This is a genomic window from Streptomyces sp. NPDC005955 (genome assembly GCF_042871255.1).
GTDB lineage: Bacteria > Actinomycetota > Actinomycetes > Streptomycetales > Streptomycetaceae > Streptomyces.
Map to the genome: position 1 here is coordinate 85947 of NZ_JBIAIF010000003.1, position 24659 is coordinate 110605.

Below are 24659 nucleotides of genomic sequence, written 5' to 3' on the forward strand. Positions count from 1 at the left end.
TACAGGGAAAAGCGAACCGTACTGAATTCCCGGCCGGCCTCGAAAAGCGTCGGGCTTTCCGATCAATCGACGGACAAGGAGGTTCCGGAGTCATGATGGCAGGCGCGGGGCCGCAGATGATGGTTCGCGGATTCGGCTCGGATTCCGGGCTGACCCGCCAGAAGATAAAACCCGGCACCGTGCCGCGGATCTTCCCCTACCTCAGACCGTACCGGCGGATAGTCACCTTCCTGCTGTTCATCACGGTCCTTGAGGCCGGGATCACGGTGGCCAGTCCGCTGCTCTTCAAGTACCTCATCGACGACGGCATCCTCCCCCGGAACCAGGCGGTCGTCGTCACCGTCGCCCTGGTGGTCCTGGGGTTGGCGCTCCTGGAGGCGGTGGCGGCCTACCTCCAGAGCCTGCTGTCCGCCCGGGTCAGCGAAGGGCTCATCTACGACCTGCGGACCGAAGTGTTCCAGCACGTCCAGAAGCAGCCCCTCGCCTTCTTCACCCGGGCGCAGACCGGCGCCCTCGTCAGCCGCCTCAACACCGACGTGGTCGCCGCCCAACAGGCCCTCACCACCCTGCTGTCCACGGTCGTCTCCGGTGTGCTGGCGCTGTTCCTCGTCCTCGGCACCATGTTCTACCTCTCCTGGGCCATCACCCTGATCGCCCTGGCGGTCCTCCCCGTCTTCGTCCTCCCCGGCAAGATCATCGGCCGGCGGATGCAGCGACTCATGCGGGAGTCCATGGAGCAGAACGCCGAAATGGGCTCGCTCATGCACGAGCGGTTCAACGTGGCCGGCGCGCTGCTCACCAAGCTGTACGGCCGCCCCGCCCACGAGACCTCGCTGTTCAGCAAGCGGGCCGGCCGGGTCCGCGACATCGGCGTGACGACCTTCGTCTACAGCCAGATGCTGCTCCTGTCGGTCACCCTGCTCGCCACCTTCGCCACCGCACTCGTCTACGGCATCGGCGGCATCCTCGCCATCCGCGGGACCTTCGAGATCGGCACCCTGGTCGCCCTCGCGGCCCTCCTCACCCGACTGTTCGGGCCGATCAACCAGCTCTCCAGCCTCCAGGCCAACGTGATGACGGCCCTCGTCAGCTTCGACCGGCTCTTCGAACTCCTCGACCTCAAGCCGCTCATCGAGGAGCGCCCGGACGCCCACGCCCTGCACACCAAGGATCCCGGCGCCCCGCAGATCACGTTCGAGGACGTCAGCTTCCGCTACCCGGTCGCCGCGGACGTCTCCCTCGCCTCCCTGGAGTCCATCGCCCTGCCCGCCCAGGTCCGCAAGGACAACCCGCTGACCCTCAAGAACCTCAGCTTCACCGCGCCCGCCGGGAAGCTCACCGCCCTGGTCGGCCCCTCCGGCGCCGGCAAGACCACCCTCACGCACCTGATCCCGCGCCTGTACGACCCGGGCACCGGAACCGTGCGCATCGGGGACACCGACGTCCGCGACCTCACCATGGAATCCCTGCGGGACACCATCGGCATGGTCACCCAGGACGCCCACCTCTTCCACGACACGCTGCGGGCCAACCTCCTCTACGCCCGGCCCGAAGCCACCGAGGACGACCTGACCGAGGCGTGCCGGTCCGCGCAGATCCTGGACCTCGTCAACTCCCTCGCCGACGGCCTGGACACCATCGTCGGCGAACGCGGCTACCGGCTGTCCGGCGGCGAGAAGCAGCGCATCGCCCTCGCCCGCCTGTTCCTCAAGGCGCCCTCCGTCGTCGTCCTCGACGAGGCCACCGCCCACCTCGACTCGGAGTCCGAGGCCGCCGTCCAACGGGCCCTGAGCACCGCCCTCGAAGGCCGCACCTCCGTGGTCATCGCCCACCGGCTGTCCACGGTCCGCGAAGCCGACCAGATCCTCGTCATCGACGACGGCCAGGTCCGCGAACAGGGCCGGCACGAGGAACTCCTGCTCCAGGGCGGACTGTACGCGGAGCTCTACCGCACCCAGTTCGCCACCGGACCCTCCCGGGCCGACATCCCCGAGCCCGAACCCGAGGCGGAGTCCGTACCGCAGTTCGCCGGCGGCCCCCAGTTCTTCGGGCCCATGGCACCCGGCGGCGGCGACGGCGGCCCCGGCGCCCTCCCGCCGCCCCCCGGCGGCCCCTTCGACGGCGGCCCGCCCCCGCTCCAGGTCCTCGGCGGCGGCGGAGGCGCACCCCCGCCGCCCCCGCCCGGCGCGGACGGGGCAGGGAGGTAACCATGCCCGACGACGCCCCGGCCGCGCTGCGCGCGCTGGCCGAAGCGGGCCGTCTGGCAGCCGAGTTCCCGGAGGCGGGCCGCCTGGTGGCCCGCCTCCGGGGCCCGGAGCTGCCCAGCATCGGACGGCTCCTCGCCCGGCTCGACCCCGAGGAGGTCGCCCGGGCCCACCCCGACGTGCCGCAGGTCACCATCGGCGTCACCGGACACGGCACCCTGGGCGCCCTGCCCCCGGCCCTGCACGCCCAACTCGCCCGGCACGGACTGCTCGCCCGGGTGACGCTCGCCGACTTCGACCACTACGTCCTCGACCTGCTCGACCCGGACAGCGCCCTCAACCGGGCCCGCCCCGACCTCACCCTCTGCGTCCTCGACCCGATGGTCGTGTTCGACGAGGTCCCCGTGCCCTGGCGGCCCGAGGACGTCGCCCGGGTCGCCACCGAGAAGGTCGAGCTGCTGCACGAACTCGCCTCCCGGTTCGCCGAGACCCCCGGCACCCTCGTCCTCAACACCCTCCCCCTGCCCCGCGCCCACAGCGCCCAACTGGTCGACCACCGCTCCCGCGCCAAGCTCGGCGCCCTGTGGCGGGACGCCAACAGCCGGCTCCTCGCCCTCGCCGAGGACAACCCCTCGGTCGTCGTCATCGACCTGGACCCCCTCGTCGCCGAGGGCGTGCCCGCCGTCGACGAACGCCTCAGCACCTACGCCAAGGCCCACCTCACCGAGGAACTCCTCGCCGCCTACGCCGTCGAGGTCGGCCACCTCGCCCGGCAACTCACCGGACGGGTCAAGAAGTGCCTGGTCCTCGACCTCGACAACACCCTGTGGGGCGGCGTCCTCGGCGACGACGGCCCCGAAGGCATCGAGATCGGCGACGGCTACCGCGGCGAAGCGTTCCACGCCTTCCAACAGGTCGTCCGACAACTCGGCTCCCAGGGCGTCCTGCTCGCCGCCGTCAGCAAGAACGAACCCGACGCCGTCGCCCGGACCCTGCGCGAACACCCCCGCATGGCCCTGCGCGAGGACGACTTCGTCCACGTCATCGCCAACTGGCGACCCAAACACGACAACCTGCGCGAACTCGCCGACACCCTCAACCTGTCCACCGACGCCTTCGTGTTCGCCGACGACAGCACCTTCGAACGCGAACTCGTCCGCCGGGAACTCCCCGGGGTCACCGTCATCGACATCGACGGCGAACCCGCCCGCCACCGCAGCGCCGTCCTGCGCGACGGCTGGTTCGACGTCCGGGACGTCACCGCCGACGACCGGGTCCGCGCCGCGCGCTACCGCGAAGAAACCGCCCGCAAGGGCTTCCTCGACGGATTCGACTCCACCGACGACTACCTCCGGGAACTCGGCACCCGCGTCCGCATCGCCCCCGCCACCCCCGAGCAAACCCCCCGCATCTCCCAACTCACCCTGCGCACCAACCAGTTCAACCTCACCGCCGAACGCCTCCAACCCGCCGACGTACGGGCCAGGACCGAGGACCCCGCCACCCTCACCCTCACCGTCCACGCCCACGACCGGTTCGGCGACCACGGCCTCGTCGGCGCCCTCCTCACCCACCGCGACGGCGACACCCTCCACCTCGACAACTTCCTCCTCAGCTGCCGGGTCTTCTCCCGCGGCATCGAAGAAGCCTGCCTCTCCCACGTCCTGCACCTGGCCCGCGACACCGGCGCCACCTCCGTACGGGCCCGCTACCGCCGCACGGAACGCAACCACCGGGTCGCCGACCTCTACCCCCGCTACGGATTCACCCGCACCCCGACCGGCGAGGACGACGACACCCTGACCTTCGCCCACCCGCTCACCGCGATACCCCCCGTCCCCCCGCACCTCCACCTCGACGCCCCGCGGAGGGACGAACCATGAACGACCTCGACGAGTTCCTCACCCTCCTGAACGACGAACTCGGCCTGCGGATCGCCCCCGAGGACACCGACCGCGCCCTGACCGACCTCCCCGGCTGGGACTCCCTGTACCTGCTGCGCCTCGTCACCGCGCTGGAGGGCAGGACCGGCCGCAGCATCAGCGTCATCGACGTCTTCGAGGCGCCCGACCTGCGCCACATCTACCACCTCACGACGGCCTGACGACGCCCCGTCCGTGACCCGGCGGCCCGCCCGCCGCGCCCCCCGCCCGCGGCCGCCCGCGCCTCGAACGCGGCCCGCGGCGCGCGCCGTCGTCGCCCCGACCCGTCGCACCGCACCGAACTCCGAGTGAGGGACTCGCATGTCTCAGGACGACCGCCGGCTGCCCCTGTCCGCCGCCCAGTACGACATCTGGCTCGCCCAACGCATCGGGGACCCCAGCCCCGTCTACAACTCGGGCGAGTACGTGGAGATCGACGGGCCGGTGGACGCGCCGCAGTTCGAGGCGGCGGTGCGGCAGGCGGTCGCGGAGTCCGAAGGGCTGGGCGTCCGCATCGTGGAGGACGCCGAGGGCCCCCACCAGGTCCCCGCCACCACCGACTGGACGTTCACCGTCCGTGACCTGACCGACTCCCCGGACCCCGAGGCCGAGGCGCACGCCTGGATGCGGGACGAACTGGCCCGCCCGGCCGACCCGACCGCCAGCCCCCTGTTCGCCCAGGCCCTGTTCCGGCTCTCCGACACCCGTTCCCTCTGGTACCAGCGGTACAACCACGTCGTCATGGACGCCTACGGCTGGTCCCTCTTCGGCCGCCGGGTCGCCGAGCTCTACACCGCCCACGTCACCGGAGCCCCGTGCGCACCGCCCCGGTTCGGCACCCTCGGTGACGTCCTCGCCGAGGAGGAGCGGTACCGGGGTTCCACCGACCGGGACCGCGACCGTGCCCACTGGACGACCCGGTTCGCCGACCGGCCCACCCCGGTGAGCCTCCCCCTGGGGGGCGCCGCAGCTCCCGGCGCCCGACGGGAGACCGCCCACCTCGACGCCGACGCCGCGGACCGACTGCGCAGCCTGGCCCGCCGGGCCGGCGTCAACTGGTCGAACGTCGTCATCGCCGCCGCCGCTGCCTACTTCGCCCGCGTCACCGGCAGCGCCGACGTCGTCTTCAGCGTCGTCGTCACGGGCCGGGTCACCCCGCTGTCCGGACGCACCCCGGCGACCACGGCCAACATCCTCCCGATCCGCCTGGCCGTGGACCCCGGCGACGACCTGCTGACCCTCGCCCACCGGGTCCGCGACGAACTGCGCCGCATCCTCGTCCACCAACGCTTCCGCGGTGAGGAACTGCGCCGCGAACTGGAGTGGCCGGCGGCCGGCAAGGGACACTTCGGGCCGCTCGTCAACGTCGTCACCTTCGACCACGAACTGGACTTCGCGGGCGCCCCCGGCCGGCCGCACGACGTGTCGATCCCCCCGGGCGAAGACCTGGTGATCACCGTTCGCGCCGGGGCGGCGGACGGACGGATCAGGGTCGACTTCGACGGCGCCGACTCCGCCCCCGGCCTCGACGACCTCACCGCCCACCAACGCGCCTTCCTCGCCCACCTCGCGGCGACCACCGAAGCCCCGGACGTCCGGGTGGGCCGGACCGACGCCGTGCCGGCGGGCGAACGGGACGTGGTCGTGGGCGCGTGGAACGACACCGCCCGACCGGTCCCGTCGACGAGCCTGCCCGAACTGTTCGCCGCACACGCACGCCGCAACGCCGAACGCACCGCCGTCCTCGACGAGCGGTCCGCCCTGTCCTACGCCGAGTTGGACGCACGCTCCCGTCGGGTCGCCGGCTGGCTGCGGCAGCGGGGCGTGCGCCCCGGCGACCGGGTCGGCGTACTGATGGAACGCTCGGTGGACCTCCTCGTGGTGCTCTGGGGCGTACTGCGGGCCGGCGCCGCCTACGTCCCGGTGGACCCCGGCCATCCGCGCGAGCGGGTCGCGTACGTCCTCGGTGACGCGGGCGTCGCCCTGCTGATCCGCGGTGACGGCACCCACGACCCGCTGCCCGACGGCACGGGTGCGGTGGTGCCCTCCGTGGTGTGGGACGCCCCGCGCACGCGCGCCGAAGTGGCGTCGGCCCCCGACACGGGCGTCGCCGCGACGGTGCCGCCCGGCGCCGCGGCCTACGTGATCTACACCTCGGGCTCGACGGGCCGACCGAAGGGCGTGGTGGTCGGCCACGGCGCACTGGTCAACCGGCTTCTGTGGATGGCGGACCGGTTCGCCCTGTCACCGGACGACCGGGTGCTCCAGAAGACACCGATCGGGTTCGACGTATCGGTGTGGGAACTGTTCGTGCCGCTGTTGTCGGGCGCCGCGCTGGTGATGGCCCGCCCGGACGGCCACCGGGACCCCGCGTACCTCGTGGACACGATCCAACGCTTCGACGTCACCGTCACCCACTTCGTCCCGTCCATGCTCGCCGTGTTCCTCCCGGCGGTGGACCCCGGGGCCTGCGCCACCCTGCGGTGGGTGGTGTGCAGCGGCGAGGCGCTCTCGGCGGAACTGCTGGCCGAGTTCCGCGAACGGTTCGGCCCCCGGGTCGGGGTGCAGAACCTGTACGGACCCACCGAGGCCGCCGTGGACGTCACGGCATGGGACGGCGCACGCGAGGACGCCCCCTCGGCGGTGGTGCCGATCGGGTCACCCGTCTGGAACACCCGCACGTACGTACTCGACGCCTTCCTCCGACCCGTCCCGGCCGGAGTGACCGGTGAACTCCACCTGGCCGGGGTGCAGTTGGCCCGCGGATACGCCGGCCGACCCGCCCTCACCGGGGAACGCTTCATCGCCTCGCCCTTCGACCACGGCACCCGGATGTACCGGACCGGCGACCTGGCCCGCTGGACGTCCGACGGCGAACTGATCTACCTGGGACGCGCGGACGACCAGGTCAAGATCAGGGGCCTGCGGATCGAGCCCGGCGAAGTGGAAGCCGTGCTCGCCGCGCACGAGGACGTCGCACAGACCGCCGTGATCGTGCGCGAGGACCGCCCCGGCGCCAGACAACTGGTCGCCTACGTCGTCCCCGGCGACGACGAGCACCACCGGGTGGACCCCGCGGCCCTCCTGGAACACGCCGCCGAGCACCTGCCCGAGTACATGGTGCCCTCGGCGGTCGTGGTGCTGGACGCCCTGCCCGTCACGGTCAACGGCAAGCTCGACCGGGCCGCCCTGCCCGCCCCCGCGGTGACGCGCACGCCCGGACGGGCGCCGGCCACTGCCACGGAGGAAGTGCTCTGCGGACTGTTCGCCCGGGTCCTGGGCGTGGAGCGGGTCGGCGCGGAGGAGTCGTTCCTCGCGCTCGGCGGGGACTCCATCACGGCCATGCGGCTGATCGGCCTGGTCCGGTCGGTGCTCGACGCCGGCATCGGAGTGCGGGACGTGTTCCAGCACCCGACCGTCGCGCAACTCGCCCGACTGGTGACGGGAGACCGGGCGTCCGCGCGACCCCCCCTGGTCGCGGGCGAGCGCCCTGACATCCTCCCGCTGTCGTTCGGACAGCAGCGGATGTGGTTCCTCAACCAGCTCAAGGAGGCGGGCGCGGGCGCCGCGTACAACGTCCCGCTCGTCCTGAGGCTGTCGGGCGCCCTGGACGTGACGGCGCTGGAGGGCGCACTGGGTGACCTCGCCGATCGCCACGAATCCCTGCGCACGCGATTCCCCGAGACGGACGGAGTGCCGCGGCAACACCTGCTGACCGGAGCCGGGGCTCACCCGGAACTACGCCGCCGGACGGTCACCGAGGCCGAGGTGCCGGCCGCCCTGGCCGCCGAACTCACCGGGGGCTTCGACCTGGTGGGCGACCTGCCTTGGCGCACCCTCCTGGTGGAGGTCTCCCCGACCGAACACGTGCTGGTCGCGGTCGCCCACCACATCGCGGTGGACGGCTGGTCGACGGGAGTCCTCGCGGACGACCTGCGGACCGCGTACGCGGCACGCCTCGCGGGTACGGCACCCGACTGGTCCCCGCTGCCGGTCCAGTACGCCGACTACGCCCTGTGGCAGCGCTCGGTGCTCGGGTCCGCCGACGACCCGGACAGCGAGATGAGCCGCCAGCTGGACCACTGGCGCGCAGCCCTGGCCGATCTGCCCGATCAACTGGAGCTGCCGGCCGACCGCTCGCGCCCCGCGGTCTCCTCGTTCAAGGGCGGTTCCGTGCCGATCGAGATCGGGCCGGAGGTGCACGCCGGCCTGGTGGAGGCGGCCGGCCGGGGTTCGGCGACGGTTTTCATGGTGATGCAGGCGGCGTTGGTGATGTTGTTGGCGCGGTTGGGTGCGGGGCGTGACGTGCCGGTGGGTACGGCGGTGGCGGGGCGTGGGGATGCGGCGTTGGAGGGGTTGGCGGGGTTCTTCGTCAATACGTTGGTGTTGCGGACGGTGTTGGAGGGTGATCCGTCGTTCGAGGAGGTGTTGGCGCAGGTCCGGGAGACGGACCTCGCCGCCTACGCACACCCCGATGTCCCGTTCGAGCGCCTGGTCGAGGAGCTGAACCCGGAGCGTTCCCTCTCCCGGCACCCGCTGTTCCAGATCATGTTGGTGCTCCAGAACGTTCCCCCCGCTCAGTGGGAGCTGCCCGGCCTGAGCGTCCGCGCCCACGGAGAGCGGGAGCTCCCCGCCGAGGCGGTCCCCGCACGCGTCGACCTGACCTTCGCCCTCGCGGAGCGGCGTGATGGGCGGGGTGTGCCGGTGGGGATCAGTGGTGATGTGCAGTTTGCGTTGGATTTGTTCGATGAGGTGTCGGTGCGGTCGTTGGTGGGTCGGTTGGTGGGGGTGTTGGGGCAGGTTGCGGTGGATTCTGGGGTGCGGGTGGGTGGGTTGGATGTGGTGGTGGAGGGTGATCCGGTGCCGGTGAGTGCTGGTGGGGCGCCGGTGGTGTTGTGGTCGGAGGGGTTTGAGGCGCAGGTGGCGCGGACTCCGGGTGCGGTGGCTGTGGTGGGTGTGGACGGTTCGTTGTCGTACGAGGAGTTGGATGGTCGGGCGAATCGGGTGGCGCGTGCGTTGATTGCGCGGGGGGTGGGTGCGGAGGATCGGGTGGCGGTGGTGATGGATCGCTCGATCGATCAAGTCACCGTGATGATTGGTGTGTTGAAGGCTGGTGGTGTCTACGTGCCGGTGGATCCGGGTTATCCGGCGGGTCGGGTGGGGTTGATTCTTGAGGGTGCGGGTGTGGGGTTGGTGGTGTGTGAGGCGGGGACTGTGGGGTTGGTTCCTGGGGGTGTGGAGCGGTGGGTGTGGGGTGTTGAGGAGTCGGTGGTGGAGCTGGCGGCGTTGTCGTCGTCTGGTGTGTTGGATGGGGATCGGGTGCGGCGTTTGGTGCCGGGTAATGGGGCGTATGTGGTGTTTACGTCGGGGTCTTCGGGTGTGCCGAAGGGGGTGGTGGTGTCGCATGTGGGGTTGGGGGGTTTGGTGGGTGCGCAGGTGGAGCGGTTGGGGTTGGGGGTGGGTTCGCGAGTCTTGCAGTTCGCGGCGTTGGGCTTCGACGCGGTGGTGTCTGAGGTGGGGATGGCGTTGTGGTCGGGTGCTGCGTTGGTGGTGGTGCCGGGCGGGCAGATGCCGCCGTTTGTGGATGTGGAGGTGGTGTTGGGGGAGTTTGGGGTGACGCATGTGACGTTGCCGCCGTCGGTGTTGGGTGGGGTGGGGTCGTTGCCGGGTTCGGTGGTGTCGGTGGTGGTGGCGGGTGAGGTGTGCCCGCCGGGGCTGGTGGAGCGTTGGGCTGGTGGATTGTCGGGCGGTTTGGTCAATGCGTACGGGCCGACTGAGGTGACGGTGTGCGCGACGATGTCGCACGCGTTGACGCCTACCGCGACTACCGGTGCTGCTGGTGTGGGTGTGGGTGTGGGTGTGGGTGGGCCCGTGTGGGGTGCGGGCGTGGCGGTGTTGGATGAGTGGCTGCGTCCGGTGGGGCGTGGTGTGGTGGGTGAGCTGTACGTGTGGGGTGGAGGAGTCGCGCGGGGGTACGTGGGCCGCTCGGGCCTGACGTCGGAGCGGTTCGTGGCGTGCCCGTTCGGTGGTGTGGGTGAGCGGATGTATCGGACGGGGGACCTGGTCCGCTGGGCCAACGACGGTGATGGTGGGCTGGTCGTGGTGGGGCGGGTGGACGATCAGGTGAAGCTGCGGGGGTTCCGTATCGAGCCGGGTGAGGTCGAGGCGACCCTGGCCTCCCACGAATCCGTGGGCCAGGCAGTGGTGGTCGTACGTGAGGACCAACCGGACGTGAAACGCCTCGTCGCGTACGTCGTCCCCCGTGACGGCGAGGTGGACGCGGACGCCCTGCTCGCGCACGCGGCCCGTACCCTCCCGTCCCACATGGTGCCCTCCGCGGTGGTGGCGTTGGACGCCCTGCCCGTCACGTCGCACGGGAAGCTGGACAAGGCGGCCCTGCCCGCGCCCGACACGGGTCGGGACACCGGCCGTGCACCGTCGACCCCCGTCGAGGAGGTGCTCTGCGGGCTCTTCGCCGAAGCGCTGAACCTTTCGCACCTGGGTGCGGAGGACTCGTTCTTCGCCCGCGGCGGCGATTCCCTGCTCGCCATGCGCCTCATCGTTCGGGTCCGGCGGGTCCTCGGCGCGGAGATCACCGTCCGGGACCTGTTCACCGCCCCCTCGCCGGCCGGGATCGCCCGGCTGGTCGCGGACGGCCGTGGGACCGCCCGCGCCGCGGTGGTCGCGGGGGACCGCCCCGACCCCCTGCCGCTGTCGTCCGGACAGCAACGCATGTGGTTCCTCAACGGACTTGAGGAGTCGGGCGGCGGCGCCGCCTACAACGTGCCGTTCGCCCTGTGGATGTCCGGCGAACTCGACCCCGACGCCCTGCGGGCGGCCCTGGGCGACCTCGCCGACCGGCACGAGACCCTGCGCACCCGCTTCCCCGCCACCGACGGAGTGCCCCGGCAGCACATCGTCCACGGCCGTGAGGCGCGTCCACCGATGCCCGTACGGGAGCTCACCGAGAACGAAGTGCCGTCCGTGCTGGCGGAGCTGGCCGCCCACCGCTTCGACCTCGCCCACGAACTGCCTTGGCGGGCCGAGCTGTTGTCCCTGAGCGGGACCGAGCACGTGTTGATGCTGGTCGCCCATCACATCGCGGTGGACGGTTGGTCGATGGGGGTCCTCGCGGGGGACCTGCGGACCGCGTACGCGGCGCGCAGCCGGGGTTCCGTTCCCGACTGGTCCCCGCTGCCGGTCCAGTACGCGGACTACGCCCTGTGGCAGCACGACACCCTGGGCGATCCCGCCGACCCGGACAGCCTGGTGAGCACCCAACTCGCGCACTGGCGGACCGCGCTCGCCGGCATGCCGGAGGAGGTGGCCCTCCCGGCGGACCGTCCGCGGCCGGCCGTGCCGACCTTCACCCCGGGATCGGTACCCGTACGGCTGGACCCCAGGACGCACGCCGAGTTGGCCACCGTTGCCCGTGAGGGTTCGGCGACGGTGTTCATGGTGGTGCAGGCGGCGTTGGTGATGTTGTTGGCGCGGTTGGGTGCGGGGCGTGACGTGCCGGTGGGTACGGCGGTGGCGGGGCGTGGGGATGCGGCGTTGGAGGGGTTGGCGGGGTTCTTCGTCAATACGTTGGTGTTGCGGACGGTGTTGGAGGGTGATCCGTCGTTCGAGGAGGTGTTGGCGCAGGTCCGGGAGACGGACCTCGCCGCCTACGCACACCAGGACGTGCCGTTCGAGCGTCTGGTGGACGACCTCAACCCCACCCGTTCCCTCTCCCGCAACGCGCTCTTCCAGGTCATGTTGTTGCTCCAGAACCTCCCGGCCCCGTCCTGGGAGCTGCCGGGCCTGACCGTCCGGGCCCGGGAGGCCGTCGCCCCGCCGGCCCGCTTCGACCTGTCCTTCACCCTCACCGAGCGTCGCGACTCGGCGGGTGGTGCGGCCGGGATCGACGGGGACCTCGCGTACCAGGTCGACCTGTTCGACGAGTCGACCGCCCGGGGGCTCGTGGACCGGTTGACCCGCGTCCTCACCCAGGTCGCCACCGACCCCGGTACCCGGCTGGGACGGCTCGACGTCCTGGACGGTCCCGAGCAGCGGGCCGTGGTCGAGGAGTGGAACGACACCGGGCGCGCCCTCCCCGCCGCCCCCCTGCACCAGTTGCTGCGAGACCGTGCCGCCCGCACCCCGGACGCTCCCGCGGTGATCGGCGACGCCACCGGCTGGACCCACGCCGAGCTGGACCGCCGCGCCAACCGGATCGCCCACGGGCTGATCGCGCGGGGAGTGCGCCCCGAGGACCGGGTGGGCGTGGTGACGGGCCGCTCCGCGGAGCTCGTCGCCGTCCTGCTCGGTGTCCTCAAGGCGGGCGCGGCCTACGTGCCCTTGGACGCCGCGCACCCCGCCGAACGGTTGCGCACGATCGCTGCCGAGGCCGGTCTGTCGCTGACGCTGGCCGACCGCACCGTGGACGGCCTGAGCACCGTCCCCCACCCGGACCTCCTGGCGGACGACCTCCCGGACACGGACCCCGAAGTGCCGCTGTCGCCCGACGCCCTCGCCTACGTGATGTACACCTCCGGCTCCACCGGGGTGCCCAAGGGCGTCGCCGTCACCCATCGCAACGTCGTGGCGTTCGCCCTCGACCGGGCGTGGGACGGCGACCTCAGCGAACGGGTGCTCTTCCAGGCCAACCACGCCTTCGACGCCTCCACCTACGAACTGTGGGTGCCCCTGGTGCGCGGCGGCGCCCTCGTCGTCGTGCCGTCCGGTCAGGTGGACGCCGCCGAGCGGGGACGCCTGATCGCCGCACACCGGGTCACCAACGTGCACGCGACCGCCGGACTGTTCGCCGCGCTCGCCGAAGAGGCACCGCACATCTTCGCGGGCGTGCGCGAGGTGTCCACCGGCGGCGACGTGGTGTCCCCGTCGGCGGTGCGCGCCCTGCTGACGGCCCACCCCGGGCTCACGGTGCGGACCACGTACGGACCGACCGAGGCCACGGCCTTCACCACCCACCTGCCCTACACCTCACCCGACGACGTCCCCGAGACCGTGCCGATCGGCCGCCCGATGGACAACAGCCGGGCCTACGTCCTCGACGAGTTCCTGCACCCGGTCCCGCCCGGGGTCGTCGGGGAGCTCTACCTCGCGGGCGCCGGGCTCGCCCGCGGATACACCGGCCGGGCCGCCCTGACCTCGGAACGGTTCGTGGCCGCCCCCTTCGGCGCCGCCGGCGAGCGGATGTACCGCACGGGGGACCTGGCGCGCTGGACCGCGGACGGGGAGCTGTCGTTCGCGGGGCGGGCCGACGAACAGGTGAAGATCCGGGGGTTCCGGATCGAACCCCGGGAGATCGAAGCGGTACTCGCCGCGCAGCCCGGCGCGGGTCGGGTCGCGGTGATCGCCCGGGAGGACCAGCCGGGCACGAAACGCCTGGTCGCCTACGTCGTCCCGGCCGCGGTGGACACCGCCGCCCCGACGGCGGACCAGGCGGGGACCGCCGCCCGGCATCCGCTGGACGCCGAGGTGCTGCGGGCCGCCGCAGCCGCAGTGCTGCCCGACTACATGGTGCCGTCCGCGGTCCTCGTCCTCGACTCCCTCCCGGTCACCGTCAACGGCAAGCTCGACCGGGACGCCCTGCCCGCGCCCGAGTTCACGCGCACGCAGGGCCGGGCCCCCGCGACGCCGGTCGAGGCGACCCTGTGCGCCCTGTTCGCCCAGGCCCTGGGCGTGGACCGGGTCGGCGCCGACGACTCGTTCTTCGCCCTGGGCGGCGACTCGATCATGTCGATGCTGGTGGTCGCCCGGGCCCGGCGCGCCGGAGTGCTGATCACCGCCCGGCAGGTCTTCGAACACCGCTCCCCGGCCGGACTGGCCCGGGTCGCGACCGCCCTCGCCGTCGACCTGCCCACCACCGGCGCCCCGCTCACCGGGCCCGTTCCGCTCACCCCCGCCATGCGGGAACTCGCCGAACGCGCCGGGCCGGTGGCACTCAGCGGGACCCTCGCCCAGTCCATGCTGCTGTGGGCACCCGACGGACTCGACCCCGAGCGGCTGACTGCCGCGGTGCAGACCCTCCTCGACCGCCACGGCCTGCTGCGGGCGCGCCTGGAGCCCACGGCCGACGGGCCCCGGCTCGTCATCCCGGAACACGGCGGGGGAGCGACCGCCGCGGACTGCGTGACCCGGGCCGCGACGGACGACGCGGAGGCCGAGGCGGAGTCGGCCGCCCGCAGCCTCGACCCCGCGCAGGGCCGGATGCTGCGGGTGGTCCTGTTCGACGCGGGCGCCGACCGGCCCGGCCGGGTGCTCCTCGTCGCCCACCACCTCGTGGTCGACGTCGTCTCCTGGCGCACCCTCGTACCCGAACTGGTCGCCGCCCACGACGGGGACCGGTCCGCCGAACCCTCCACCGGCACCCCCTTCCCGCACTGGGCGCGCACCCTCGCCACCCAGGCGACCAGCGGCGCCCGACGGGGCGAACTCCCCTACTGGCGCGACCTGGTGAGCGTCGAAGAGGCACCGCTCGCGGAACGCGCCCTCGATCCGACCGTGGACACCGAGGGCGCCGGAACCCACCGCGTCGAACTCACCCTGCCGGCGGCGACGACCACGGACCTGCTGACCCGGGTACCCACCGCCTTCCACGCCGGGATCGACGACGTCCTCCTGACCGGACTGGCCGCGGCCGTCGAGCAGTGGCGGCGCGACCGGGGCCGCGCCGTCACCGCCGGCCCTCTCCTGGTCGACGTCGAGGGCCACGGCCGGGTGCCGCTCACCGAGGACATGGACCTCACCGGCACGCTCGGCTGGTTCACCAGCACCTCACCGCGCCGCCTCGACACGGGCACCGTCGACCTCGCACGGGTGCGCGCCGGGGGCCCGGAGGCCGGGCGCCTCCTCAAGGCCGTGAAGGAACAGCTCCGGTCCGTTCCCGGCGACGGACTCGGCTACGGAATGTTGCGGTACCTGGACCCGGAAGCGGCCCCCGCCTTCGCCGGACTGCCCTCGGCGCAGATCGGCTTCAACTACCTCGGACGGTTCCGGGAAACCGCCACCACCTCCGCGCCGGCAACCGCCTGGACCCCCGTCGACGGGACCGGCCTCGGGGTCCGCCCCGACCCCCGGATGGCCCTCGCCCACGCCCTGGAGGCCGGCGGACTGGTCAACGACCTACCGGACGGCCCCCGGCTGACCCTCTCCCTGGTCGCCCCGGCCGGACTGTTCACCGAAGACGCCCTGCGCGACCTGGTCACCGCCTGGTCGGAGCTCCTGACCGGCATCGCCCGCCACACCACCCTCGGCGACGGCGGCGGCCACACCCCCTCCGACTTCCCCCTCGTCACCCTGGGCCAGGACGACGTCCGGGAACTCGAAGCGGACGTCCCCGGCCTGACCGACGTCTGGCCCCTGTCGCCCCTCCAGGACGGGCTGCTGTTCCACGCCTCGTACGACGAGGGCTCCCGCGACGTGTACGTGGAACAGACCGTCGTCGACCTGGACGGCCCCCTCGACCCGGCACGACTGCGCACCGCCTGGCAGGCGCTGGTCGACCGTCACGCCAACCTCCGCACCGGCTTCCGTCAGCCGCCCGGACTGGACCGCCCCGTGCAGGTGGTCACCGCGGCGGCCACCGTCCCCTGGCGCGAGGCCGATCTGAGCGACAGCACCGACACCGAGGGCGAGGCCCGCCGGCTCGCCGCCGAGGACCACGTCCGGTTCGACCTCACGGCCCCGCCCCTGCTGCGCCTGCTGCTGGTCAAGCTGGCCGAGCACCGGTACCGGCTCCATGTGACGCTGCACCACATCGTCCTGGACGGCTGGTCGCTCCCGGTCCTCTTCGGTGAACTGTCGGAGCTCTACGCCACGGACGGCGACGCGCGTGCGCTGCCGCCCGTCACCCCGTACCGCGACTACCTGGCCTGGCTGGACCGCCAGGACACCGAAGCCTCCGCCGAGGCGTGGCGGGCCGCCCTGTCCGGCACCACCGAACCCACCCTCGTCGCCCCCGGTGACCCGGACGGCGAGCCCGTCACCCCGCACACCGTCACCACCTTCGCCGACGTCCGCCTCACCGGCGCCCTCCGCGAGACCGCGGGCGCCGCGGGGCTCACCGTCAACACCCTCGTCCAGGGTGCTTGGGGCGTCCTCGTGGGCATGCTCACCGGCCGCACCGATGTGGTGTTCGGCGCGACCGTGGCCGGCCGCCCCGCCGAACTCCCCGGCGCGGACCGCATGGTGGGCCTCCTGATGAACACGGTGCCCGTCCGGGTGCGCCTGGACCCCGCCCGGACCGTCGTGCAGTTCCTCACCGAACTCCAGTGCCGGCAGAGCGGTTTGATCGACCATCAGCACCTGGGTCTGAGCGAGATCCAACGCGTCACGGGCGCGGGTGCCACCTTCGACACGTTCCTCGCCTACGAGAACTATCCGCGCCACCCCGAGGGCCCGGTACGCCTCGAAGGAGTGACCGCGGGTCCGCTGGGCGGCGAGGACGCGGCCCACTACCCGCTCGCCCTCGGTGTCATCCCCGGCGACCGCCTCGAAATCCGGCTGGACTACCGCGCCGACCTCCTGGACGAGGACACCGCCCGTGCGCTGCCGGACCGGCTGATCCGCGTACTGGAGCAGATCACCGACGACCCCGGCGGGCTGCTGGGCGGGGTCCAGGTCCTCGGGTCGGCCGAGCGCGGTGTGGTGGTCGAACAGTGGAACGCCACGGACCGTGACGTTCCGGCCGGGACGGTTCCCGAGTGGATCACCGCACGGGCCGCCCGGACCCCGTCGGCCGTCGCGGTGGTCGCGGGTGACGCGGTCTGGTCGTACGCCGAGTTGGACGAGCGGTCCGACCGGGTGGCGGGCTGGTTGGCGGGTCGCGGCGTGCGGCCGGGCGGTCGGGTGGGCGTGGTGATGGACCGCTCCCCGGAACTGGTGGCGGTCCTCCTCGGCGTGTGGAAGTCGGGCGCCGCGTACGTCCCGCTGGACGCGGCGCACCCGGTGGACCGGTTGCGCGGTGTGGTGTCCGAGGCCGGCGTGTCGGTGGTCGTCGCGGACCGGGTGCTGGAGGGGCTGGAGACGGTCCCGGTGGCCGATCTGCTGGCAGCGGACCCCCTCGCTTCGCCGCCCGTGATGCCGCCGGGCGCCCTCGCCTATGTGATGTACACCTCCGGTTCGACCGGTCGGCCCAAGGGCGTGGCCGTCACCCACCACAACGTGGCGGCCTTCGTCGCGGACGGGGACTGGCACGACGAGCTGGTGGAACGGGTGTTGGTGCAGGCGAACCACGCCTTCGACGCGTCGACCTACGAGCTGTGGGTGCCCCTGGCGCGCGGCGGGCGGTTGGTGTTGGTGCCGTCGGGCGAGGTGGACGCGGCCGAACGGGGACGGTTGATCGCCGAGCACGCGGTGACCAACGTCCATGTGACCGCCGGTCTGTTCCGGGTGCTGGCGGAGGAGTCGCCGGAGATCTTCGCGGGCGTACGGGAGCTGGCGACGGGCGGGGACGTGGTGTCCTCGTCGGCGATCCGCACGGTGCTCGCGGCCCATCCGGAGCTGCGGGTGGTCGCGAACTACGGCCCGACGGAGACCACCGCGTTCATCACGCGCCAGGCGTACACGGCGCAGGACCCGGTTCCGGCGGCCGTGCCGATCGGTCGGCCCATGGACAACAGCCGGGTGTACGTCCTGGACGAGTTCCTGCGCCCGGTGCCGCCCGGTGTGACGGGTGAGCTCTATCTGTCGGGTGCCGGTCTCGCCCGTGGTTACGACAACCGCCCGGGTCTCACCGCCGAACGCTTCGTGGCCTCGCCCTTCGGCGGGCGCATGTACCGCACGGGTGACCTGGCCCGTTGGACGGCGAACGGTGAGCTGTTGTTCGGGGGCCGTGCCGATGACCAGGTGAAGATCCGGGGCTTCCGGATCGAGCCGGGCGAGGTGGAGTCGGTCCTCGCCGCCCACGCGTCGGTGGGCCAGGTGGCCGTGGTGGTGCGGGAGGACCAGCCGGGCACCAAACAACTCGTCGCCTACGTCGTCGCCGCCCGCGACCGGGTGGACGCGGCAGCGCTGCGTGCGCACGCGGCGGACGTCCTCCCCGACTACATGGTGCCCTCCGCGGTCCTCGTGCTGGACGCCCTGCCGGTGACGGTGAACGGCAAGCTCGACCGGGCCGCCCTGCCCGCGCCCGAGGTGACCGAGTCGACCGGCCGGGGTCCACGGACACCCCGCGAAGAGCTGTTCTGCACCCTGTTCGCCGAGGTGTTGGGACGGGCGCGGGTGGGCGCGGAGGACTCGTTCTTCGAGCTCGGTGGCGATTCGATCATGTCGATGTTGGTGGTGGCGCGGGCGCGGCGGGCTGGTGTGGTGATCACGGCGCGTGAGGTGTTCGAGCGGAAGTCTGTGGCTGGGTTGGCTTTGGTGGCGCGGGAGTTGTCGGGTGCTGGGGTGCCGGCTGGGGGTGGGGTTTCGGCGGTGGGTGCGGTGCCGTTGACGCCGGTGATGCGGGAGTTGGTGGAGCGTGCGGGTTCGGTGGCGCTGACGGGTGCCTTCTCCCAGTCCTTGACGGTGGAGGTCCCGGCGGGCTTGAACCTCGCCCGGTTGGAGGCGGCGGTGCGGGCGGTCGTGGACCGCCATGACGTCCTGCGCGCCCGACTGGAGCTGACGGAGGGCCGACCGACCGGGCTCGTGGTTCCCGAGGAGGGGGCCACCGACCGGACCGTGCTGCGGGTGGATGCGCGGGGTCTGGTGGGTGGTGGTTTGGGCGAGGTGGTGCGGGCTCGGGTGGAGGAGGAGGCGGGGCTCCTGGATCCGGTCGGGGGTCGGATGGTGCGGGTGGTGTGGTTCGACCGTGGTCCCGACGAGACGGGGCGGCTGCTGTTCGTGGTGCACCACCTGGTGGCCGACGGGGTGTCCTGGCGGGTACTGGTGCCCGAGGTGTCCGCGGCCTACGGGAGCGCGGACCCTTCGGCAGCGGAGTTCGGACCGGCGGGGACGTCCTTCCGCGCGTGGGCCACGGCGTTGGTGGCGGAGGCGTCGACACCCGAGCGGGTCGCCGAACTGCCCGCCTGGACCGCCCTGTTGGAGGGCGCCGACGTCGTGATCGGTGATCGGGCGTTGGATCCGGTGGTGGACACGGTGGCTGCGGGGACGCGTCGGGTGGAGGTGCGGGTGCCGACGGAGGTGACGTCGGAGCTGCTGACCCGGGTGCCCGCGGCGTTCCACGCGGGCGTCGATGACGTGTTGCTGGCCGGGTTCGTGGCCGCGCTGGGTGAGGTGCGGGGGGTGTCCGGTGCCCTGTTGGTGGATGTGGAGGGGCATGGGCGGGTGTCGTTGGGGGAGGGGGTGGATCTGTCGGGGACGGTGGGTTGGTTCACGTCTTCGTATCCGGTGCGGGTGGATGTGGGTGGTGTGGATGTGGGTGGTGTGCCGGGTGGTGGTGTGGGGTTGTTGGTGAAGCGGGTGAAGGAGCAGGTGCGGGGTGTGCCGGGTGATGGGTTGGGTTATGGGTTGTTGCGTTTTGTGGGTGGTGAGTTGGGTGGTTTGGCGCATGCTCGGGTTGGTTTCAACTATATGGGTAGGTTTGGTGTGGGTGGTGGGGGTGTGTGGGAGCCGGATGGTGAGGTGGGTTTGGGTGGTACGGCTCCGGAGGGGATGGGGTTGGTGCATGAGGTGGAGGCGGGGGGTGTGGTGCGTGATGTGGAGGGTGTGGGTCCGGTGTTGACGGTGTCGTTGGTGTGCCCGGTGGGGGTGTTGGGTGAGGTGGAGTTGGAGGCGTTGGGTGAGGCGTGGGTGGCGGCGTTGCGGGGTGTGGTGGTGCATGTGGTGGAGGAGTCGGGTGGGGGTCATACGCCGTCGGACTTCCCGTTGGTGGCTGGCCTGGGGCAGGGTGCGGTGGAGGAGTTGGAGGCTGCGGTTCCCGATCTGGTGGACGTGTGGTCGCTCTCCCCGTTGCAGGAAGGACTCCTCTTCCACGCCCGCTACGAGGACACCGGCCAGGACGTCTACGTCGGTCAGTGGCACCTCGACCTCGAAGGGCCCGTCGACCCCGCCGTCCTGCACGCCTCCTGGCAGGCCCTGCTGGACCGACACGCCAGCCTGCGCACCGGATTCCGGCAACCGGCCGGCCTGGAGAACCCGGTGCAGGTGGTCTCGGCCGGGGTGGTGCTGCCCTGGCGGGAGGTGGACCTCTCCGGGCTGCCCGACCCGGACGCCGAGGTCCGCAGGCTCGCGCAGGAGGAGAAGGCGGCCCGGTTCGACCTGAGCCGTCCCCCCGCCCTGCGGCTGCTCCTCGCCAAGCTGGCCGACGGACGGCACCGGCTGCTGGTGACCTCGCACCACATCGTCATGGACGGCTGGTCGCTGCCCGTCCTCTTCGGCGAACTGTCACGGACGTACGCGGCCGGCGGCGACCCTCGCGCCCTGCCGCCCGTCACTCCGTACCGCGACTACCTCGCCTGGCTCGACCGACAGGACAAGGAGGCCGCCCGCGAGAGTTGGCGCGCACTCCTGGACGGCGCCGACGAGCCCACGCTCCTGGGGGTCCAGGACGGCGGCGCCGCGCGGATCGCGCACGTCACCTCCCACACCGGCGAACCGCTCACCCGTGCGCTGGCGGCCACCGCCCGCGGGCACGGACTGACCCTGAACACCGTGGTCCAGGGCGCTTGGTCGGTCCTCCTGGGCAGCCTCACCGACCGCGACGACGTCGTCTTCGGCACGACGGTCGCCGGCCGCCCCGTCGAACTGCCCGGCGTGGAACAGATGCTGGGGCTGTTCATCAACACCGTCCCCGTCCGGGTCCGCCTCCGCCCCGAACAGAGCGTCGCGGAACTGCTCGCCGAACTCCAGACACAACAGACCCGACTCCTGGAACACCACCACCTCGGCCTCGCGGAGATCCAACGCATCGCCGGCGCCGGAGCGGCGTTCGACACCCTCGTCGTCTACCAGAGCTACCCGCAGGACGCCGATCCCGCCGACGTGCCCGGCGGACTGCCGGTCACCGGGGTCGGCAACGAGGAGGCGACGCACTACCCGCTCACCCTGATCGCGACGCCCGGCCGCGACCTGGAACTGCGGCTGGAGTACCGCACCGACGTGCTCGACGAACCGGCCGCCCGCACCCTGGTCGCCCGACTCGCCCGACTGCTGGAACAGTTCACCGCGCACCCCGAGACCCGCATCAGCAGCGTCGACCTCCTGGAGCCGGGCGAACGACACCGGGTCCTGACCCACTGGAACGACACCGGCCGCCCCGTCCCGCAGCCGCTGGTCACCGAACTGTTCACCGCCCAGGCCGCCCGCACCCCCGACCTGCCCGCGGTCGTCACCGCCCGCGCCGGCTTCACCTACGCGGAGCTGGACGCCCGGGCCAACCAGGTGGCCCACCGACTCATCGCCCTCGGCATCGGCCCCGAAGACCTCGTCGGCGTCCTCATGGAACGCTCGGTCGACCTGATCGCGGTCATGCTCGGCGTCCTCAAGGCCGGCGCCGCCTACGTACCCATCGACCCGGGCTACCCCGCCGAACGCATCACGTTCATGCTGGCCGACGCCCGACCCGCCCTCCTGGTGTGCACCCGGGACGGCCAGCGGTACGCCGAAGACTTCGCACACCTGCTCCTGGACGACCCGGACGTCGCCGCCGAACTCGCGTCCGCGCCGACCCGCACCCCCACCGACACCGACCGGGTGGCACCGCTACGCCCCCGACACCCCGCCTACGTGATCTACACCTCCGGCTCGACCGGCACCCCCAAGGGCGTCGCCGTCCCGCACCTCGGCTTCGCCAACTACGTGACCTGGCGCATCGGCGCCTACGGCTGGGGCCCCGGGGACCGGGTCCTCCAGTTCGCCTCGGTGTCCTTCGACACCTCCGTCTCCGAGATCTACCCCACCCTGACCAGCGGGGCCACCCTCTGTCTGGCCCGCCGCGACGGGGACGTCCTGCGCGAACTGGAGACCCTCGACGTCAACGCCGTCACCTTCACCCCGAGCGTCCTGGAGACCCTCGCCGCGGAGGACCACGGCCCCGACGGCGTCCTCGCCCGGATCGAGCACGTCGTCACCGCCGGCGAGGAGTGCAGCCCCGACGTGGTGCGCCGCTGGGCCCCCGGCCGGGCGTTCCACAACGAGTACGGGCCGACCGAAGCCACCGTCGACGTCACCAGTTGGACCGCGCCCGACCCGCTCCCGGACAGCGTGCCGCTCGGCCCGCCGATCGCCAACGTCCACGCCTACGTCCTCGACCGGCACCTGCGGCCGGTGCCCCCCGGCGTCACCGGAGAACTCCACGTCGCCGGCACCGGACTGACCCGGGGCTACGTACGCCGCCCGGGACTCACCGCACAGCGCTTCGTCGCCAACCCGTTCGGCGCCCCCGGCGAGCGGATGTACCGCACCGGCGACCTGGCACGCTGGTCCGCGGACGGCCACCTGGTCTTCGCCGGACGGACCGACGACCAGGTCAAGATCCGCGGCTTCCGCATCGAACCCGGCGAGATCGAAGCCGTCCTCACGGCCCACCCCGCCGTCGCCCGGGCCGCCGTCATCGCCCGCACCGACCAGCAGGCCGGGCGGACCGTCAAACGCCTCGTCGCCTACGTCGTGCCGGAGGCCGACGCACCGACGGCCGTCGACCCCGAGGCACTGCGCGAACACGTGGCCGCCCGGATGCCCGAACACATGGTCCCCGCCGCCGTCGTACCCCTCGACGACCTCCCGGTCACCGTCAACGGCAAGCTCGACCGGGCCGCCCTCCCCGCCCCCGAGTTCCGCGGACGCGGCGGAAGGGTCCCGACGACAGCGGCCGAAGAGGTCCTGTGCGCCCTGTTCGACGAGGTGCTCGGCCTCACCGAAGCCGGCGCCGACGACTCCTTCTTCGAACTCGGCGGCGACTCGATCATGTCGATGCTGCTCGTCACCCGGGCCCGGCGCGCCGGACTGGTGATCACCGCCCGACAGGTCTTCGAACACAAGACCCCGGCGGCCCTCGCCCGCAACGCCACCCCGGTCGACGACGGAGCACCCCCCGCCGCCACCGAACCCGACGTCGCGGTCGGCAGGGTCCCGCTGACCCCCGTCATGCACGAACTGGTCGAACGGGCCGGCCCCTGGGCACTCACCGGCGCCTTCGCCCAGTCCATGCTGGTACGGGTGCCCGCCGCACTGGACCTGCCCCGGCTGACCGCAGCCGTCGACGCCCTCCTCGACCACCACGACATCCTCCGCGCCCGCCTCCACCTCACCTCGGGCGTACCGCAGTTCCTCACCGTCGCGCAGAAGGGTTCGGGGCCCGGCGCCGCAGACCTCGTCCACCGGGCCGGCACGCCGGACGTGGAGACCGTGTTCCGCAGGACGGTGGACGACCTCGACCCCGAGGCCGGGGCGATGATCCGGTTCGTCTGGTTCGACGCCGGCCCGACCACCCCCGGCAAGCTGCTCGTCGTCGCCCACCACCTCGTGGTCGACGGGGTCTCCTGGCGGGTCCTGCTCCCCGACCTGGCGGCGGCCTACGAAGCACTGGAAGCCGGCCGCACCGTCACGCTCCCGCCCGTCGGCACCTCCTTCCGTACGTTCTCCCGCTTCCTGGAGGCGGAGGCCACCGACCGCGAAGCGGAACTCCCCCAGTGGACCGCGATGTTGGACGGCCCCGACCCGCTCATCGGAGACCGGGCACTGGACCCGGCCGTCGACACCGTGGCCGCGGGCGTCCACGGGGCCTCCCTGACCCTGCCCGTCCCGGTCACCTCGGACCTGCTCACCCGGGCCCCCGGCGCCTACTACGCCACCGTCGTCGACGTCCTCCTGTCCGGACTGGTCGCCGCGGTCACCGAACGGCAGCGGGCCCGGGGGCTCGACGTCGACTCCGGGATGCTCGTGGACATCGAAGGACACGGCCGGGCACCGAGCGCACAGGGCGCCCGTACCCGGGAACTCGACCTGACCCGCACGGTCGGCTGGTTCACCAGCGGCCACCCCGTACGACTGGGCCCGGGCACCGAGGACCACCGCGGCGTCCGCTCCGGCGAAGCCGCCGCGGGCCTCCTCATCAAGCAGGTCAAGGAGCAGCTCAGGGCCGTACCCGGGGACGGCCTCGGCTTCGGGTTGCTGCGCTACCTGAACCCGCGCACGGGCCCCCTGCTCGCCGGGTCGTCGACCCCGCAGATCGGCTTCAACTACCTGGGACGCTTCGCCGCCGGAGATCGTCAGTTGGACGGTGACCATGACATCGCCGGGGCGAACTGGCAGCCTGATGGAGACGTGGTCCTGGGCGGCTCGGCGGACGCCCGGATGTCCGCGTCCCACACCCTCGAAGCCGGTGGGCTCGTCCGTGACCTGCCCGAGGGGCCGCAGCTGACGCTCACCCTGACCTCCCCGGCCGGACTGCTCGACCAGGACGCCCTTGAAGAACTGGTCGCCGGCTGGGCCGCGATGCTCACCGGGCTGGCAGCCCACACCGCCGGCCCGCACCCCGTCCTCAGCGGTCACACCCCGTCCGACTTCACGATGGTGGACCTTGCCCAGGACGAGATCGACGAGTTCCAGATCCAGCTCTCCGGCGAGAAGGAGTGAGTGACGC

The 24659-nt window shown here is 72.4% G+C and carries 4 protein-coding genes; all 4 read left to right on the forward strand.

Going from position 1 to position 24659, the window contains the following annotated elements:
* The first annotated feature begins 92 nt into the window (after positions 1-92).
* The 4 genes from ACFYOU_RS09035 (at position 93) to ACFYOU_RS09050 (ending at position 24652) form a co-directional block, all read left to right on the forward strand.
* A complete protein-coding gene (locus ACFYOU_RS09035) occupies positions 93-2207 on the forward strand; it encodes an ABC transporter transmembrane domain-containing protein (protein ID WP_391304330.1) in 2115 nt (704 codons plus the stop codon).
* A gap of 2 nt (positions 2208-2209) precedes the next feature.
* A complete protein-coding gene (locus ACFYOU_RS09040) occupies positions 2210-4087 on the forward strand; it encodes an HAD-IIIC family phosphatase (RefSeq protein ID WP_391304332.1) in 1878 nt (625 codons plus the stop codon).
* Positions 4084-4308 (forward strand): phosphopantetheine-binding protein, encoded by a 225-nt coding sequence (locus ACFYOU_RS09045; RefSeq protein ID WP_391304334.1) that lies wholly within the window; start codon positions 4084-4086, stop codon positions 4306-4308. Before ACFYOU_RS09040 ends, ACFYOU_RS09045 begins: the two co-directional genes overlap by 4 nt.
* Positions 4309-4447: 139 nt before the next feature.
* Positions 4448-24652, forward strand: a complete 20205-nt coding sequence (locus tag ACFYOU_RS09050) for a non-ribosomal peptide synthase/polyketide synthase (RefSeq protein ID WP_391304336.1) — start codon at positions 4448-4450, stop codon at positions 24650-24652.
* Positions 24653-24659: the final 7 nt, after the last annotated feature.

Coding starts and splice junctions, on each gene's coding strand:
- ACFYOU_RS09040 (WP_391304332.1), top strand. CDS start 2,210: ATGCCCGACGACGCCCCGGCCGCGCTGCGCGCGCTGGCCGAAGCGGGC.
- ACFYOU_RS09050 (WP_391304336.1), top strand. CDS start 4,448: ATGTCTCAGGACGACCGCCGGCTGCCCCTGTCCGCCGCCCAGTACGAC.
- ACFYOU_RS09035 (WP_391304330.1), top strand. CDS start 93: ATGATGGCAGGCGCGGGGCCGCAGATGATGGTTCGCGGATTCGGCTCG.
- ACFYOU_RS09045 (WP_391304334.1), top strand. CDS start 4,084: ATGAACGACCTCGACGAGTTCCTCACCCTCCTGAACGACGAACTCGGC.